The organism is Marivita sp., assembly GCF_022763305.1.
Lineage (GTDB): Bacteria > Pseudomonadota > Alphaproteobacteria > Rhodobacterales > Rhodobacteraceae > Marivita.
Genome location: NZ_JALEGT010000079.1, coordinates 109,377 through 126,034, shown reverse-complemented (window position 1 = coordinate 126,034; position 16,658 = coordinate 109,377). Strand labels below are relative to the sequence as shown.

At 63.9% G+C, this 16,658-nt stretch carries 14 protein-coding genes; 10 read left to right on the top strand and 4 right to left on the bottom strand.

What is annotated here, in order from left to right:
* Positions 1-108: 108 nt before the first annotated feature.
* Together glpD and glpK are read left to right on the top strand one after the other, a co-directional pair.
* Positions 109-1,704 (top strand): glycerol-3-phosphate dehydrogenase, encoded by a 1,596-nt coding sequence (gene glpD, locus MRY75_RS15365; protein ID WP_292308879.1) that lies wholly within the window; start codon positions 109-111, stop codon positions 1,702-1,704.
* Between the two features lie 121 nt (positions 1,705-1,825).
* Positions 1,826-3,316: a glycerol kinase GlpK gene (gene glpK, locus MRY75_RS15360; protein ID WP_292308878.1), complete on the top strand. Its 1,491-nt coding sequence runs from the start codon at positions 1,826-1,828 to the stop codon at positions 3,314-3,316.
* A 56-nt stretch (positions 3,317-3,372) separates the two neighbouring features.
* On the opposite strand, the gene MRY75_RS15355 is transcribed toward glpK, so the two are convergent.
* Complete coding sequence (locus MRY75_RS15355) at positions 3,373-4,362, bottom strand: NAD(P)H-quinone oxidoreductase (RefSeq protein WP_292308877.1); 990 nt, start codon at positions 4,360-4,362, stop codon at positions 3,373-3,375.
* Between the two features lie 225 nt (positions 4,363-4,587).
* On the opposite strand from MRY75_RS15355, the gene MRY75_RS15350 reads away from it, so the two are divergent.
* The gene (locus MRY75_RS15350) at positions 4,588-5,877 is read left to right on the top strand and encodes an O-acetylhomoserine aminocarboxypropyltransferase/cysteine synthase family protein (protein ID WP_292308876.1); all 1,290 of its coding nucleotides are present in this window, start codon (positions 4,588-4,590) and stop codon (positions 5,875-5,877) included.
* Between the two features lie 77 nt (positions 5,878-5,954).
* Here the strand turns inward: MRY75_RS15350 and MRY75_RS15345 are convergent, their stop codons facing one another.
* A complete protein-coding gene (locus tag MRY75_RS15345; RefSeq protein ID WP_292308875.1) occupies positions 5,955-6,647 on the bottom strand; it encodes a metal-dependent hydrolase in 693 nt (230 codons plus the stop codon).
* Between the two features lie 139 nt (positions 6,648-6,786).
* On the opposite strand from MRY75_RS15345, the gene bchE reads away from it, so the two are divergent.
* The 7 genes from bchE (at position 6,787) to MRY75_RS15310 (ending at position 13,720) form a co-directional block, all read left to right on the top strand.
* Positions 6,787-8,451 (top strand): magnesium-protoporphyrin IX monomethyl ester anaerobic oxidative cyclase, encoded by a 1,665-nt coding sequence (bchE, locus tag MRY75_RS15340; RefSeq protein ID WP_292308874.1) that lies wholly within the window; start codon positions 6,787-6,789, stop codon positions 8,449-8,451.
* Between the two features lie 31 nt (positions 8,452-8,482).
* Entirely contained in the window at positions 8,483-9,052 is a 570-nt protein-coding gene (gene bchJ / locus MRY75_RS15335; RefSeq protein ID WP_366934941.1) for a bacteriochlorophyll 4-vinyl reductase, read from the top strand.
* A 217-nt stretch (positions 9,053-9,269) separates the two neighbouring features.
* Entirely contained in the window at positions 9,270-10,418 is a 1,149-nt protein-coding gene (locus MRY75_RS15330; protein ID WP_292308872.1) for a GAF domain-containing protein, read from the top strand.
* A 140-nt stretch (positions 10,419-10,558) separates the two neighbouring features.
* Complete coding sequence (gene gatC, locus MRY75_RS15325; RefSeq protein ID WP_292308871.1) at positions 10,559-10,846, top strand: Asp-tRNA(Asn)/Glu-tRNA(Gln) amidotransferase subunit GatC; 288 nt, start codon at positions 10,559-10,561, stop codon at positions 10,844-10,846.
* Complete coding sequence (gene gatA, locus MRY75_RS15320) at positions 10,846-12,330, top strand: Asp-tRNA(Asn)/Glu-tRNA(Gln) amidotransferase subunit GatA (RefSeq protein WP_292308870.1); 1,485 nt, start codon at positions 10,846-10,848, stop codon at positions 12,328-12,330. Before gatC ends, gatA begins: the two co-directional genes overlap by 1 nt.
* Positions 12,331-12,353: 23 nt before the next feature.
* On the top strand, positions 12,354-13,061 hold the full coding sequence (locus MRY75_RS15315; RefSeq protein WP_292308869.1) for a hypothetical protein: 708 nt from the start codon (positions 12,354-12,356) through the stop codon (positions 13,059-13,061).
* An 83-nt stretch (positions 13,062-13,144) separates the two neighbouring features.
* Complete coding sequence (locus MRY75_RS15310) at positions 13,145-13,720, top strand: N-acetylmuramoyl-L-alanine amidase (protein ID WP_292308868.1); 576 nt, start codon at positions 13,145-13,147, stop codon at positions 13,718-13,720.
* Between the two features lie 93 nt (positions 13,721-13,813).
* On the opposite strand, the gene MRY75_RS15305 is transcribed toward MRY75_RS15310, so the two are convergent.
* Together MRY75_RS15305 and MRY75_RS15300 are read right to left on the bottom strand one after the other, a co-directional pair.
* Complete coding sequence (locus MRY75_RS15305; RefSeq protein ID WP_292308867.1) at positions 13,814-15,211, bottom strand: short-chain fatty acyl-CoA regulator family protein; 1,398 nt, start codon at positions 15,209-15,211, stop codon at positions 13,814-13,816.
* A 51-nt stretch (positions 15,212-15,262) separates the two neighbouring features.
* Positions 15,263-16,492: a multidrug effflux MFS transporter gene (locus MRY75_RS15300; RefSeq protein ID WP_292308866.1), complete on the bottom strand. Its 1,230-nt coding sequence runs from the start codon at positions 16,490-16,492 to the stop codon at positions 15,263-15,265.
* Between the last annotated feature and the right edge of the window lie 166 nt (positions 16,493-16,658).

Sequence of the window (16,658 nt, the reverse complement as noted above, 5' to 3'; positions counted from 1 at the left end):
AGCCATGGCAAAAAGCGAACAAAAACGAAAAAATTCGCCTTGCCTGATCGGGGTCCAAGGGCGCATACAGGCGCCCGGGTTTCCTCCGGTCGGGAAAGGATGTGCAGCATGGTTGACCAGCAGAGCGAACCGACGGACCTCTTCATTATCGGTGGCGGCATCAACGGATGCGGCATCGCGCGCGATGCGGCCGGGCGCGGCCTGTCCGTCACCCTCGCCGAGATGAACGACCTTGCCTCTGCAACGTCCTCGGCCTCGACCAAGCTCTTTCATGGCGGGTTGCGCTATCTCGAATATTTCGAGTTCCGCCTTGTTCGCGAGGCACTGATCGAACGCGAGGTGCTGCTCAAGGCGATGCCGCATATCAGCTGGCCGATGCGTTTTGTTCTACCCTATCATCCGGATATGCGCTTCGAAAGCGAAACGCCGACCTCGCGCCTGCTCAGCCGTGTGATGCCGTGGATGAAGGGGCGCCGGCCGGCTTGGCTGATCCGACTGGGTCTTTTCCTGTATGACATTCTGGGGGGGAGGGACATTCTTCCGGGCACATCCACCCTGTCGCTTGCGGGCACGCCGGAAGGCGCGCCGCTTCAGGATCGCTTTGCCAAGGCTTATGAATACTCCGATTGCTGGGTCGAGGACTCCCGCCTCGTCGTGCTCAATGCGCGCGATGCCGAGTCACGCGGTGCGACGATCCTGACGCGGACCAAGGTGCTGTCGGCCAGCCGGGAAGGCGATCTCTGGCGCATCGAAACGCAAAATACCGAAAAAGGAGAAACCCGCACCCATCAGGCCCGGATGCTGGTGAATGCCGGTGGCCCCTGGGTGGGGGACATCATCCAGACCAAGGCCCGGCTCAATTCAAAGGAAGGCGTCCGCCTTGTGCGCGGGTCGCATATCGTGACGCGCAAGCTTTACGATCACGGCAAGTGCTACTTCTTTCAGGGCACCGATGGACGCATCATCTTTGCCATCCCCTACGAGACCGATTTCACCCTGATCGGCACCACAGATGCCGAACATGACGATCCATCCAACACGCCCGTCTGCACGCCGAAAGAGCAGGCCTATCTGCTCGATTTTGCAAACCGCTATTTCAAGCAGGACCTGACCGATGCAGATGTGGTCTGGACCTATTCCGGGGTGCGCCCGCTCTATGATGACGGCGCCACCAGCGCGACAGCGGCCACCCGCGACTACACGCTCAAGGTCGATACGGCAGGCGGCGCGCCCGTGCTCAACATCTTTGGCGGCAAGATCACGACCTATCGCAGGTTGGCGGAAAGTGCGCTGGACAAGATCGCGCAGCATCTATCGGACGTGAAGGTTCCCTGGACCGCAGGTGTGCCCTTGCCCGGCGGGGATTTCCCGGTCGCGCGGTTCGACAGGCTCGTGGCCGATCTGCAGGACGCCTATCCCTTCCTCGGTCCGGTCTGGGCCCGTCGCCTCGTGCGCGCCTACGGCACGGAAGCCACATCCGTTCTTGGTGACGCGCGGGCTGTCGAGGACCTCGGCCGCGCATTCGGCGCCACCCTGACCGAGGCGGAAGTGCGCTGGCTCATGGAGCAGGAATACGCCCGCACCGCCGAAGACGTCGTCTGGCGCCGCACCAAGCTCGGCCTGCGTCTGACCGCCGATCAGATCGCGGCCCTGGATCGCTGGATGGCCGCGCATCGCGTGCCGTGCCGCAACGCCGCCGAATGACGCCGTCCGAGGCCGGGCTTGACCCCGGCGCGCCATGCCGTTGAATGGGGCGATCCGACATCAGACAGACGATCTCCCGGACGAAACCGGGGGACAGGACCACCAGGGAGGCCCGCCGCACATGACCCATATCCTTGCCATTGATCAGGGCACCACCTCGACCCGTGCCATTCTGTTCGACACCAGCCTGACCGTTGTCGCCTCGGCGCAGGAGGAATTCACCCAGCACTACCCGCAAAGCGGTTGGGTCGAACATGACCCGTCCGACCTCTGGTCCACAACTGCCGCCACCTGCCGCGCCGCGATCGAGAAGGCCCCGGTCGGGGCCGACGAGATTGCCGCCATCGGCATCACCAACCAGCGCGAAACCACGCTGGTCTGGGACCGCGTCACCGGCAAGCCGGTGTTCAACGCCATCGTCTGGCAGGACCGTCGCACCTCCGATCACTGCAAGCGCCTCAAGTCCGAAGGCTTCGAAGACGTCGTGACCGACCGCACCGGCCTGCTGCTGGACCCGTATTTCAGCGGCACGAAACTGGCTTGGATCCTCGACAATGTGGACGGCGTGCGCGCGCGGGCCGAGGCGGGCGAGCTGGCCTTCGGCACTGTGGATACGTGGCTTGTCTGGAACCTGACGGGGGGCAAGGTGCATGTCACCGACGCCACCAACGCTGCCCGCACCATGCTCTATGACATCCGCAAAGGCCGCTGGTCCAAGACCATCTGCGACAAGCTGGGGATCCCGATGTCGCTGCTGCCCGAGGTCAAGGACTGCGCCGCCGATTTCGGCGAAACCCGCCCCGACCTCTTTGGCCGCGCCATCCCGATCTGCGGCATCGCGGGCGACCAGCAGGCGGCGACCGTGGGGCAGGCGTGCTTCAAGCCGGGGATGCTGAAATCCACCTATGGCACGGGCTGTTTTGCGCTTCTGAACACGGGCGACACGCCGGTGACCTCGACCAACCGGCTTCTGACGACCATCGCCTACCAGTTGGACGGCAAACCGACCTACGCGCTCGAAGGGTCGATCTTCATCGCGGGCGCGGTGGTGCAATGGCTGCGCGACGGCCTCAAGATCATCCGAGAGGCGAAAGAGACCCAGCCCTTGGCAGAGAAAGCCGACGACACGCAGGACGTGGTGCTTGTTCCGGCCTTTACAGGCCTCGGCGCACCCTACTGGAACGCCGAATGCCGCGGCGCAATCTTCGGCCTGACCCGCAATTCCGGCCCTGAGGAATTCGCGCGCGCGGCATTGGAAAGCGTCGGATACCAGACCCGCGATCTCTTGGAGGCGATGAAGGCGGACTGGTCCGGTCAATCCGAAACCGCCCTGCGCGTCGATGGCGGCATGAGCGCGTCCGACTGGACGATGCAATTCCTGTCAGACATCATCGACGCGCCCGTCGAGAGACCCAAGGTGCTGGAAACCACCGCGATGGGGGCGGCGTGGCTTGCAGGCTACAAGGCAGGCGTTCTGCCCGACATGGAGGCCTTCGCCGCGCAATGGGCGGTGGATGCCCGGTTCGAGCCGGACATGCCGTCAGAGGCCCGGGACCGGAGATATGGTGCGTGGAAGCGCGCCATCGAGGCAACCATCGGGTTTGCGGGGTAAGAGCCGCGTCGACGCGGCTTCAGCCCGTGGCGAAGAGCTTTCGAAAGCTCTTCGCGTCAGCCGACCGTCAGCACGATCTTCCCGATATGGGTCGACCCTTCCATCCGCGCATGGGCTTGTGCCGCATCCGCCAGCGCAAACGCGCTGTCCATCACCGGGGCGATGCGGCTAGACGCCAGATGCGGCCAGACCTCGGCCTCCAGATCGCGTGCAATAGCGGCCTTGGCGGCAACGGACTGGGGCCGCAGGGTCGATCCCGTGAGGGTCAGCCGCCGAGTCATCATCTGGGTGAAATTCATCTCGACCTTCGGGCCTTGCAGGAACGCGATCTGCACCAGCCGACCATCATCGGCCAGCGCCTTGACGTTGCGCGGCAGGTAATCGCCGCCGACCATGTCGAGGATCACATCCGCACCGCCCATCGCGCGCATCGCATCGACGAAATCCACCTCGCGGTAATTCCACGCCGCCTCGGCCCCCAGTGCCAGACAGGCGTTGCACTTGTCCGCCGACCCGGCGGTCGTGAACACCCGTGCGCCGCGTAAATGCGCCAGTTGGATCGCGGTGGTGCCAATGCCGCTCGATCCGCCATGCACGAGGAGCCGCTCTCCGGCCTTCAATCCACCGCGTCGGAAGACATTTGACCAAACGGTAAAAAACGTCTCGCAGAGGGCGGCTGCCTGATCCATCGGCATGCCCTCGGGCACCGGCAGGGCGTGGTCGGCATGGGTGGTGACATACTCCGCATAGCCGCCACCGGGCAGCAGGGCCGTCACGGCATCGCCCACGCTCCAGCGCGCAACACCGGGGCCAACCGCCGCCACGGTTCCAGCGGCCTCGAGCCCGGGCAGGGGCGAGGCATCGGGCGGCGGGTTATAGAGGCCCGCACGTTGCAGCGCGTCGGGGCGGTTGACCCCGGCATAGGCGACCTTGATCAGGATTTCCCCCGCCTTGGGTGTCGGCACGGGAACGGTCACGGGCTGCAGGACCTCGGGTCCGCCATGGGTGGTGATCTCGACAGCGGTCATGGTCTCGGGAAGCGTCATGGCGGTGCGGGCTCCTGTCTGGTTGGCCTTCCTTGTGTCGCAGAATGCGCCTGCTCTGCAAGGTCGCGGGACAGAGTTTTGCACCAGCGTCGGAAATCGAAACGCCGTTCTTCGATCCTTCGCCACATGCCGGGCCAATGTCCTTTCGAGCAACCCAACAGTTGTGAGCCGCACGGTGTTGCCCTAATCCTGTGCGCAACCAAGTAGTTCCAAGGGGAGAGAACCATGACAGACGGACCGAGCTACGGTTTCGACACGCTTCAAATCCATGCTGGCGCACGGCCCGATCCGGCCACTGGCGCGCGGCAGGTGCCGATCTACCAGACGACCGCTTACGTGTTCCGGGATGCCGATCACGCGGCGGCGCTCTTCAACCTGCAGGAAGTGGGCTACATCTATTCCCGCCTGACCAACCCGACCGTGGCCGCGTTGCAGGAACGCATGGCGACGCTTGAGGGCGGTGTCGGCGCGGTCTGCTGTTCCTCAGGCCACGCGGCACAGATCATGGCGCTCTTCCCACTGATGGGGCCGGGCAAGAACATCGTCGCCTCGACACGTCTTTACGGCGGCACGATCACCCAATTCAGCCAGACGATCAAACGCTTCGGCTGGTCGGCGACCTTTGTCGATTTCGACGATCTCGACGCGGTCAAGGCCGCGATCAACGACGACACCCGCGCGGTGTTCTGCGAATCCATCGCCAACCCCGGTGGCTACATCACAGATCTCGACGCGATCTCGGCGATTTCCGATGCGGCGGGTATCCCGCTCATCGTGGACAACACCTCGGCCACGCCATACCTCTGCCGCCCGATCGAACATGGCGCGACATTGGTCGTGCACTCGATGACCAAATACCTTACCGGCAATGGCACCGTGACCGGTGGCGTCGTGGTGGACAGCGGCAAGTTTGACTGGTCCGCCAATGACAAGTTCCCGTCGCTGAGCGCGCCCGAGCCCGCCTATCACGGCCTCAAGTTCCACGAGACCTTCGGCCCGCTGGCCTTTACCTTCCACGGCATCGCCATCGGTCTGCGCGATCTGGGCATGACGCTGAACCCGCAGGCGGCGCATTACACGCTGATGGGGATCGAGACCCTGTCCCTGCGCATGCAGAAGCATGTCGCGAACGCGATGGAAGTGGCAAGCGGGCTCGAAACGCATGAGGCGGTCGAGGCTGTGACCTATGCGGGTCTGCCGTCCTCGCCCTATAACGACCGGGTGGCACGGATTTGCCCGAACGGGGCAGGCGGCCTTTTCACTGTGCGGCTGAAGGGTGGATACGAGTCCTGCATCAAGTTTGTCGATGCCCTGCAGATCTTCAGCCACGTGGCGAACCTTGGCGACACGCGCAGCCTCGTGATCCATTCGGCCTCGACCACACACCGTCAGTTGACCCCCGAGCAGCAGGAAGCGGCGGGTGCGGGTCCGAGCGTGGTGCGGATTTCCATCGGGATCGAAGACCCGGCGGACCTGATCGCGGATCTGAACCAGGCGCTGAACGCGGCCAAGTGAGGCGGAAGGCCCTTCGAAGGGCCTTTCCCGCATTTTGGAAAATGCGGCAAGCCCGTTCGAACGGGCTTGCCGCCAGTTCAGACCGTGATCGCCTGCATCACCTGCGGCTCGATCACATCGACGTCCGGAAGCGCGCGGATCAACCCTTCGGCGGATTGCTCCAGCGCCGGGAACGTCCGGTAGTGGCAGGGGATCAGCGTCTTGAAGTCGAAATACCGCTTCGCGGCATAGGCCACACCGGCCATATCCATGGTGTAATAGCCGCCCGCCGACAGGATGCCGATGTCGGGTTTGTAGCAATCCCCGATCCAGTCCATGTCGGCCATGATCGACGTATCGCCTGAGAAGTAGAGCGTCTTGCCGTCACCGCGCAGGATGAAGCCGGTTTCCATGCCCATGTAGCGCTTGTCGCCATCGATCTCCATTGAGGAGGAATGCGATGCCGGCACCAGTGTCACCGCGACATTGCCCAGCGTGATCGTGCCCCCCTTGTTGAACGCGTGCCCTTGATGTGCTCCAAGCGCAAACAGGTGTTGCGCCAGTTCCACCATCCCAGAGACCGGCGCCCCGGTTTTCTGTGACAGCGCCACAACATCCGCGGTGTGATCGCCGTGCCCATGGGTCACAAGGAAATGCGTTGCGCCCGCAATCGCCGCGTCCTTGTCCTGCCCCTCCATCATCGGGTTGCCGTTAAGCCACGGGTCGATCAGCAGCACCTGATCGCCGATCTCGATCCGGAACGATCCGTGCCCAAGCCATATGATGTTCATCTGAGAACCTCCCTCCTTGTTCGGGCCAAGGCTAGCACAGCGGGCGCTGCGGAAAAGAGGTCAGGGCATTTTGATCTATGTCAATCAAAGCGGACAAATAAACTGTCAATATAAGTTTACACACACGGGGAGAGTCGCCATGCGCATTTTGTTTGTCCATCCCAACTACCGCTCCGGCGGGGCCGAGATCGCGGGCACCTGGCCGCCGGCTTGGGTGGCGTATCTGTCGGGCCATCTGCGGCAGGCGGGATTTGACGACATCCACTTCATCGACGCCATGACCGACAACGTGTCGGATGCCGATCTCGCCAAACGCATGGAAGAGCTGGACCCCGACGTGGTGGGTGTGACCGCGATCACCCCGTCGATCTACCGCGCCGAGGACGTGCTCAAGGTTGCAAGCGAGGTGGTCCCCAACGCCGTGCGGATGCTGGGCGGGGTCCACGCGACCTTCATGTACAAGCAGGTCCTGTCGGAAGCGCCCTGGGTCGACGTGATCGTGCGCGGCGAAGGCGAGGAGATCTGCACCGAACTGATGCTCGCCATCGAGGACGGGCGTTGGCCTGCGGACAAGCACAAGATCAAGGGTCTGGCCTTCATGGAGGGCGACCAGATCGTCGCGACCCCGGCGGCGAGCACGGTCAAGGACCTGTCCAAGATCAAACCCGACTGGACCGTTCTGGAGTGGTCGAAATACATCTACATTCCGCTGGGGACGCGCGTGGCGATCCCCAACCTCGCGCGCGGCTGTCCCTTCACCTGTTCCTTCTGTTCCCAGTGGAAATTCTGGCGCGACTACCGCGTGCGCGATCCGAAGGACGTGGTCGACGAGATCGAGGATCTGGTCGAAAATCACGGCGTCGGCTTTTTCATCCTTGCCGACGAGGAACCCACCATCAACAAGAAGAAATTCGTCGCCTTCTGTCAGGAGCTGATCGACCGGGGCCTGCCGGACCGGGTCAAATGGGGCATCAACACCCGCGTGACCGACATCTACCGCGACCGCGATCTGCTCAAGTTCTACCGCAAGGCGGGGCTGGTGCACGTGTCGCTTGGCACCGAGGCCGCCGCGCAGATGAAGCTCGACATCTTCAACAAGGAAACCAAGGTCGACGAGAACAAGACTGCGATCCGCTTGCTGCGCGAGGCCGACATCCTGGTCGAGGCGCAGTTCATCGTGGGGCTCGACAACGAAACGCCTGAGACGCTGGAAGAGACCTACCAGATGGCGTGGGACTGGCAGCCGGACCTCGCCAACTGGTCCATGTACACGCCGTGGCCTTTCACGCCCTTGTTCCAGGAATTGAAGGACCAGGTAGAAGTCTTTGATTTCAGTCGATATAACTTTGTGACACCCATCATGAAACCAGCCGCGATGGAGCGAGGGGAATTGCTCGATGGCGTGATGAACAACTACCGCCGGTTCTACATGAAAAAAGCGCTGTTCCACTATCCGTGGCGCGGCACCGGGTTCCGGCGGCGGTACCTGCTGGGCTGTCTCTATGCCTTCCTCAAGGCGGGTGTGGGGCGCACCTTCTACGATCTGGGCAAGGTGGGCTATACCGGGCCGCAATCGAAGAACAAGCTCGACTTCCATTTCGACGACAGCCGCACCATCGCCGAGGCGCAGATGGAGGATTGGGAGGCCTCTGCCGACAAGGCCGCGGCCGCCAAGGAACGCCGCGAGGCGGTCAAGGCGCAGATGAAAGAACGCTCGGCTGAACGCACTCAGGACTTCAAACTGCCCAACGGGGCCGAGATCAAGGCCTGTGGAGGGGGATCGCAGCAAATGGAGGACGTCTGAGGATGCCCGCGCAACCGGCCATCGCGGCGCGCTGATCGGGCCCAACGCCATCCTGCAGCTTCTGCCGCAGATCGAACGGATCGGCGGCGAGGCGCGGGTGGTGCAGATGCTGGCCGAAGCGGGGGTTTTCGAGGTGCCCGACGGTACCCAGATGATCCCCGAAGGCGATGCCGCGCGGCTGCATCAGGTGCTGCGCCGGGATGAGCCGGACCTTGCCCCGGAACTGGCGGCTTGGGCCGGGCGCGCCACGGCAGAGTACATTCTGGCCCATCGCATTCCGCGACCGGCGCAACTGATCCTGAAGGGTCTTCCAGCCCCTCTGGCGGCACGGGCCCTGTCCAGTGCAATCCGCAAACACGCCTGGACCTTTGCCGGGTCGGGCGCGTTCACGGCGATAAGCCCGTGGCGGTTCGACATCGCGCACAATCCCATCGTGCAGGGCGAACACAGCGATGTGCCGCTCTGCCACTGGCATGCGGCGGTGTTCGAACATCTCTACCGCAAACTCGTTCACCCGCGCGCTCGGTGTCGCGAAACGGCCTGTTGCGCATTGCCCGGTCACTCCACCTGTCAGTTCGAGCTGACACTCGCAAGCCGCTGAAATCCGGCGATTTCCTGCGCCATTATGACATTCGGCTTTGCCTGCCCAGCATTGGACGTTATCATCGGGCTTTGAAACGGCTTGGGGCGTGATGCGCGTTCCCGGTCCGATCGGAGTGCCGGTGCTCAGGGGTGGGTTCCGGCGAGGTTCAGTACACGGCACAGCACAGGTCGCGTCAGCGGGGGCAGGGCGCATGAACATGCAGAAATCAAACGGCGTGACACAGTTTCCGACCGATCCCTTGCCGGATCACGAGGCCCGCCTCTCGGACCGGGCGCGTCTGTCCGCGCTTGCGGATGCCGGGGTGATGGAGACGCCGCCCGAAGAGATTTTCGACCGCGCCGCACGGCTTGCAACGACCTTTCTGGGGGTGCCGATCGGTCTGGCCTCTTTCGTCGATGCGGAACGGCAGTTCTTCAAGGCGCAATGCGGGCTGCCGTCAGATGTGGCAGCGGACCGCGAAACGCCGCTCAGTCACTCCTTCTGTCAGTATGTGGTCGCACATGACCGCACTCTTGCGGTGTCCGATGCGCGTGCGCATCCCCTTCTGACCAGCAACATGGCGATTTCGGACCTGGGTGTGATCGCCTATCTGGGAGTGCCGATCCACGCCCCCACCGGAGAGCCGATCGGGTCGTTCTGCGCCATCGACACCGCCCCGCGCGACTGGACGGACAAGGATGTCGAGATACTGTCCGATCTGGCCGCGATGCTTGAAACCGAACTGCATCTCCGCCGCGAACGTGACGCGATGCAGACGCTTGCGCGCGAGATGAACCACAGGGTCAAGAACCTGTTTTCGGTGGTGGGTGGCATGATCGCGCTGACCTCGCGCACGGTGGACACCCCCGCCGACATGGCGCGCGTGCTTCAGGGGCGGCTGGCAGCGCTCGATCTTGCGCATTCGATGGTCAGCCCGTCACTGGCAGATGGGCGCACGGATGCGCAAAGCCTCGCGCTTGAGGACCTCATCACCCGCATCGTGCAGCCGCATCTGTCCAACGGGTCCGCGCAGTTGGGTCTGGATCTTCCGGACCTGCACCTGTCAGGACGCGCGATCACCGATATTGCGCTCGTGCTCCATGAACTCGCCACCAATGCCGCGAAATACGGCGCGCTGTCCTGCCCGGATGGCATCGTCACGATCACCGGCCAGATCGACGGCGATCATGTCGGCCTCAACTGGAGCGAAGAGGGCGGGCCCGACATTGCCGCTGCCCCGACCGAAACCGGCTTTGGCAGCCGCCTGATCGACGTTACCGTCGCGCGCCAGATGAATGGCAGCCTGAACAGCGATTGGCGCCGCTCGGGTGTTGCCCACAGGCTGACCCTGCCACTGTCCGTTTTCGAGGCACCCGAGCCGTAGTCACCAACATTTCGACGACCGGACCGTGCCATCCGGTCACGGGAGGTTGAAGCGGCGGTCGCGCCACTTGAACCCTTGCCCTGCTGGGGCTAAACGCAGCGACAGATCCGCAGACCGCAAACTCGGGGGGACCCCGCCGCATGTCCATTGATATCGAAACCGCCGCCCGCGTGGCCAAGCTCGCGCGCATCCGCGTCGAAGAGGACGCGCTGCCCGCACTGGCACAGGAATTCAGCAATATTCTCGGCTTCATTGAGCAGCTGAACGAGGTCGATGTCGAGGGCGTGGAGCCGATGGTCAGCGTCGAGCCGATGCGCCTCAAGCGACGCAAGGACGGCGTCACCGATGGGGGCATGCAGGACAAGGTTCTCGCCAACGCCCCCGACGCCCGCGAGGGCTTTTTCGCCGTGCCGAAGGTGGTGGAATAATGACCGATCTGACCAAGCTCAAAATCTCCGAGGCCCGCGACGCGCTGCGCAAAGGCGACGTGTCCTCCGTAGATCTGACCGAGGCCTGCCTTGCGGCGATCGACAAGGCCGACGCGCTTGGCGCGTTTGTGCACAAGACGCCCGAAATTGCCATGACGCAGGCCAAATCCGCCGACGCCCGGATCAAGGCCGGGGACGCGCCCGACCTCTGCGGTATCCCGCTCGGGATCAAGGACCTTTTCTGCACCAAGGGTGTGCCGTCACAGGCCGCAAGCGCCATTCTCAACGGGTTCAAACCGGAATACGAAAGCACCGTCACCAGCCAGCTGTTCGACGCGGGCGCGGTCATGCTGGGCAAGCTCAACATGGACGAGTTCGCCATGGGGTCGTCGAACGAGACCTCGACCTATGGCAACGCGATCAACCCGTGGCGCCGCGGCAATGACGACACCGCGCTGACACCGGGCGGGTCCTCCGGTGGCTCGGCCTCAGCCGTCGCCGCCGACCTCTGCCTTGGCGCCACAGGCACCGACACCGGCGGCTCCATCCGCCAGCCTGCCGCTTTCACCGGCATCACCGGCATCAAGCCGACCTATGGTCGCTGTTCGCGCTGGGGCATCGTGGCCTTTGCGTCCAGCCTTGATCAGGCGGGTCCGATGACCAAGGATGTGCGCGATGCCGCGATCATGCTCGAAGCCATGTGCGGCCACGACCCCAAAGACAGCACATCCGCCGATCTCGCCGTGCCGAATTTCGAGGCGATGCTCACCGGCGACATCAAGGGCAAAGTGATCGGCATCCCGCGCGAATACCGCATGGACGGCATGCCTGAAGAGATCGAGGCGCTATGGTCCGAAGGCCGCAAGATGCTCGAAGACGCAGGCGCGCAAATCCGCGACATCTCGCTTCCGCACACCAAATACGCGCTGCCCGCCTATTACGTGATCGCACCTGCCGAGGCGTCCTCGAACCTCGCTCGCTATGACGGCGTGCGCTACGGTCACCGCGCGAAACTGGCGCAGGGCGATGGCATCACCGAGATGTACGAGAAAACCCGCGCCGAAGGCTTCGGCAAGGAAGTGCAGCGCCGCGTGATGGTCGGCACCTACGTGCTTTCTGCAGGCTTCTACGACGCCTACTACAACCGCGCGCGCAAGGTCCGCACCCTGATCAAGAAAGACTTCGAGGATGTCTTCGCCCAAGGTGTTGATGCGATCCTGACACCGGCCACGCCGTCCTCGGCGTTCGAACTTGGCAAGCAACACACCGATCCGGTCGAGATGTATCTCAACGACGTCTTCACCGTGACCGTGAACCTTGCCGGTCTGCCGGGGATCGCGGTGCCCACGGGGCTTGACAAGCAGGGCCTGCCCATGGGTCTGCAGCTGATCGGGCGACCCTGGGAAGAGGGCGACCTGCTGAATACCGCCTACGCGCTCGAACAGGCGGCGGGCTTTGTGGCAAAGCCCACCCAATGGTGGTAATTTCGCGCCGAACGAGGCAGGACATGAACCAGAAACATCGCATCATCCGGGCGTGGGTCGCGGGCGCCGCCCTTGTGGCGGTCACCGCCTGCAGCCCCAGCATTCCCGACAGCGCCGTGGGCTTCGACCGCATCGACGGCTACCAGCAGCGTCGCGATGCGGTGCTCGAAGGGCGCGCGGCGCCCACCACCATCGGCGCACCTCCAACCGTGACGGGAGCGCCCCTGTCCGCCACAGGCCCGCTCGATGCGGCCGATCTCGAGGCACGGCGCGCCAATTCCGGGATTGACCCGGTGCAGGCATCTCCCGGCAACCCGGCCCCGCAGATCGTGGAGAACGCCGCCGGGATTTCGGCGGAAAACGATTTCGACGCGGTCTCCAACACCCGCAGCATCGAAGGCGATGCCGCACTCATCGCGCAGAACCGCGCGCGCTATCAGATCATCGCGCCCGAGGCCCTGCCGACGCGTCCCGGCACCAACACGCCCAACATCGTGGCCTATGCGCTGCAGACCAACAATCCCAAGGGCGCGCCGATCTACCGCCGCTCGGCCTTTGCCACGGAAAACCGGCACCTGCGCAACTGCGCGGCGTTTGCGTCCGCGGATCTGGCGCAGGAGGAATTCCTCGCCAATGGTGGCCCCGAGCGCGACCGCCAGAACCTCGATCCCGATGGGGACGGTTTTGCCTGTGGTTGGGATCCGGCCCCGTTCCGCGCGGTGCGCAACTGACGCCGCTCTGGCATCCCTCGCCAAATTGCGGGCCGCGCCGCGACGGTGCGTGGCCTGACCTGATCGTCCTGCACTACACTGCCATGGACTGCGCCGAAAAGGCGCGCGACTGGCTCTGCCATGCCGACGCTCAGGTCTCGGCCCATTACGTGATCGCACCGGATGGCAGGGTCTGGCACCTTGTCGACGAGGCGGACCGCGCCTGGCATGCCGGAGCAGGGGCGTGGGGGCCGGTGACAGATGTCAATTCCCGCTCCATCGGCATCGAGATCGCCAACACCGGCAGCACGCCCTTTGCCGCCAAGCAGATGGACGCGCTCGACGCTCTGGTCGCGGGCATCATGGAGCGCCACGCCATCCCGCCGGAGCGCGTGATCGGCCATTCCGACATGGCGCCGGGCCGCAAGATCGACCCCGGCCCGCGCTTTGACTGGCAACGCCTTGCCCGGCAGGGTCTGGCCATCTGGCCGGACGCACAGGGCGATGGCGATTTCACTGAAAACGCGCGCCGTTTCGGCTACACCGCCGATGTGCCGTTTGACACACTCCTGCACAGCTTCCGCCTGCGCTTCCGCCCCGGCGTGACAGGCCCGCACGACGACAGCGACCGTGCGATCATGGCCAATCTCGCCGATCGCTGGCCTGTCGCCGCGTCCTGATCTTCTCTGGTTTCAAAATACTTCGGGGTCTGGGGCAGAGCCCCAGTGTTTCCGTCAACGGAAACACGCGATGCGTCGCCGCATCGCCCGCGCTCAACTCAACTCATACGGCAGGATTCCCCGCCGATGCGTCTGGATCGTCAGCTTCCGCTCAAGGGGCGGGACGGACCTTTGATGACAGTTCGACCGCTCGCAGATGCGGCAGGAAATCCCGATCGGCTCGAACGCCCCATCCCGGGTAAGGTCGAGCCCATCGGCATAGACCAGCGCGCCGGCATGTTTGACCTCACATCCCAAAGCAATCGCGTATCGCCGCACCGGCGCGCCGAAATGCCCGCCCGTCTTGGACACATCCCGCGCGAGGCTGATATAGCGCACCCCGTCCGGTGTTTCCGCCAATTGGCGCAGGAACCGCCCCGGTGTCTCGAAGGCGCGATGTACGTTCCACAAGGGACAAGCCCCGCCGAAGCGGGCGAATTGCAGCCGCGTGGCGGAATGACGCTTGGTGATCGTGCCCGCCTGATCGACGCGGACAAAAAAGAACGGGATGCCCTTGGCTCCGGGCCGTTGCAGCGTCGAGAGGCGATGCGCGACCTGTTCGATGGACGCCCCGAAGCGCCGCGCCATCAGTTCAAGATCGTGCCGCGTGTCATGGGCCGCCTGCAGGAATTGGCCATAGGGCATCACGGCAGCCCCGGCAAAGTAGTTCGCCAGCCCCAGCCTTGCGATGTCCCGTGCCGCGTCAGATTGAAACCGCCCCAGATCGAGCGTCGCATCCAGCAGCTTGCCATGCCGCGTCAGCGCGAGTTGCAGCATCATCTGGAAAGTCTGTGTCTCGGGGGCCGCCAATGACGAGAGCGTGAGTTCCTGCCGAAGCTCATCAAAGCGGCGCAGGTCGGGCACGTTGGCAAAGCGCACCTGCAGGCCTTCGTTTTCCAACCCGCGAATGGCGGCGCGCACGCGGTCGGTGCCTGTCAGCTTGGTGGCCACGTGTTCGGCGGCCTTGTCCACTGCGTCGATGTAGTTGTCGCAGTAATGGAAGAAGTCGCGCACCTCTTCCCAGGGCGAGGGTTGCAGCTGCGCGCCTTCGCGGCCCAAAGCCTCGTCCAGCGAGGCAAGACGCTCATGGGTCTGCCGATAGGCGCGGTGCAGTTCCAGAAAGGCCCGCGCCAAGCCTGGCGCGTTCGATGCCGTCAGGCGCAGATCGGCAATCGGCGGTGCGGCGTCCGCAAAGATCGGATCGGCGAGCGCTTCGCGCATGTCCGAGATCATGCGTTCCGCATCGCCCTGGCCCAGCTCGGTGACATCGACGCCGAATTCCTGCGCCAGTGCCAGCACGACTGTCGTCGATAGCGGGCGCTTGTTGTTCTCCATCTGGTTCAGATAGGGCAGGGAAAGACCCAGCTTGGCAGCGAAATCGCGCTGGGTGATGCCGAGGCGCGTGCGGATCTCGCGCAGTTTGGCCCCGGCATAGAGTTTCTGGGTGGGCATGCCGTCCTCGGGTTTGCAGCTTTGCAGCCTGTCAGGGCCGAGTTTGCAAATTCACCCTGCGCTGTCCAGCCCTGCAAGGCGCTGCGCCCGCCAGATCACCATGCGGATCGCCACGACGGCGCAGAGGGCTGTGACCAGCATGATCCAGAGCAGGGGCCAGGGACCCGCGCCTGGGACAAGCAGCGCCCCCGCCAGCGCCGACAGCCCCGCGCCACCGCCCAGCATGATCGCGCCGCCCAGACCGGACGCGGTGCCGGCCAGATGCGGGCGTACCGACAGCATGCCCGCCGTGGCGTTGGGAATGGTCATGCCATTGCCAAGGCCCACGAAGGTCATGAAGCCGAAGAACGTCCACTCGGATCCAAGGCCGAGCCAGAAGACCAGCATCGACAGGGTGATCCCGAGGCAGTTGATCAGCGTGCCGAGGAACACCATCCGGTTCACCCCGATCCGCGCCGAGAAGCGGCCAGACACGAAATTGCCGAGGAAATAGCCGATGGCCGGTGCGCCGAAGAAGAATCCGAGGATGGCGGGGGACATGCCGAACACCTCGGTGCCGACATACGGCGCGCCGCCGAGATAGGCAAAGAAGGCACCCGACGACATCCCCGAGGCGATTGCATAGCCCCAGAAGCGCGGGCTTGCGAGCAATTCGGGATATTGGGCGAATTGCTGGCCCAGGCTGAGCCCGCTGACGGTGGCGGTCTCGCCCAGATCGCTCCAGGTGAGCCAGAACAGGCCGACGCCAAGGATGAAGAGCAGCCAGAAATTGGCCTGCCAGCCGAAATACTGATCGAGCACGCCCCCGAAGGCGGGGCCGATCATCGGCACCACGGCCATGCCCATCGTCACGTATCCGATCATCGACGCCGCCTGGTCCTGCGGGACGCAATCGCGCACCACGGCGCGGCTGAGCACCATCGCGGTCACGATGACGGCCTGTGCCATGCGGAAGCCAAGGAAGGTGTAGATGTCGGGCGCGAAGATGCAGCCCAGAGTGGCGATGCAGAACCCGCCGATTCCCCACAGGATCACCGGGCGCCTGCCCAGCTTGTCCGAGATCGGGCCGATCAGGATTTGCAGGATCGCGTTCACGCCAAGGTAGACCGCGACCGACAGTTGCATCAGCCAGTATTCGGTCTGGAAATAGGCCGTCATGTTGGGCAACGACGGCAGGAAGATGTTCATCACCAATGCCGACAGACCTGCGAGCAGGATCAGTGTGACAATATGCGGCGGTGTGGAGCGGTCGAGAAATCGAACCTTTGAGGCGTAACTCATGCTGTATCGCTACGCCTGAGAGTGCAGATTGTCCATATTGCACGGCGTAACGATACAATTTGCAAGTTTGCAGTTTGCATCTTGCCGTCTTTTCATAGTTTGCAAATTTGCTCATTTACGCTTGAGGCCTTGCCGCGCCGCAGTATGTTCGCCGCAAAGCGACAAA

Coding starts and splice junctions, on each gene's coding strand:
- glpD (WP_292308879.1), top strand. CDS start 109: ATGGTTGACCAGCAGAGCGAACCGACGGACCTCTTCATTATCGGTGGC.
- glpK (WP_292308878.1), top strand. CDS start 1,826: ATGACCCATATCCTTGCCATTGATCAGGGCACCACCTCGACCCGTGCC.
- MRY75_RS15355 (WP_292308877.1), bottom strand. CDS start 4,362: ATGACGCTTCCCGAGACCATGACCGCTGTCGAGATCACCACCCATGGC.
- MRY75_RS15350 (WP_292308876.1), top strand. CDS start 4,588: ATGACAGACGGACCGAGCTACGGTTTCGACACGCTTCAAATCCATGCT.
- MRY75_RS15345 (WP_292308875.1), bottom strand. CDS start 6,647: ATGAACATCATATGGCTTGGGCACGGATCGTTCCGGATCGAGATCGGC.
- bchE (WP_292308874.1), top strand. CDS start 6,787: ATGCGCATTTTGTTTGTCCATCCCAACTACCGCTCCGGCGGGGCCGAG.
- gatC (WP_292308871.1), top strand. CDS start 10,559: ATGTCCATTGATATCGAAACCGCCGCCCGCGTGGCCAAGCTCGCGCGC.
- gatA (WP_292308870.1), top strand. CDS start 10,846: ATGACCGATCTGACCAAGCTCAAAATCTCCGAGGCCCGCGACGCGCTG.
- MRY75_RS15315 (WP_292308869.1), top strand. CDS start 12,354: ATGAACCAGAAACATCGCATCATCCGGGCGTGGGTCGCGGGCGCCGCC.
- MRY75_RS15310 (WP_292308868.1), top strand. CDS start 13,145: ATGGACTGCGCCGAAAAGGCGCGCGACTGGCTCTGCCATGCCGACGCT.
- MRY75_RS15305 (WP_292308867.1), bottom strand. CDS start 15,211: ATGCCCACCCAGAAACTCTATGCCGGGGCCAAACTGCGCGAGATCCGC.
- MRY75_RS15300 (WP_292308866.1), bottom strand. CDS start 16,492: ATGAGTTACGCCTCAAAGGTTCGATTTCTCGACCGCTCCACACCGCCG.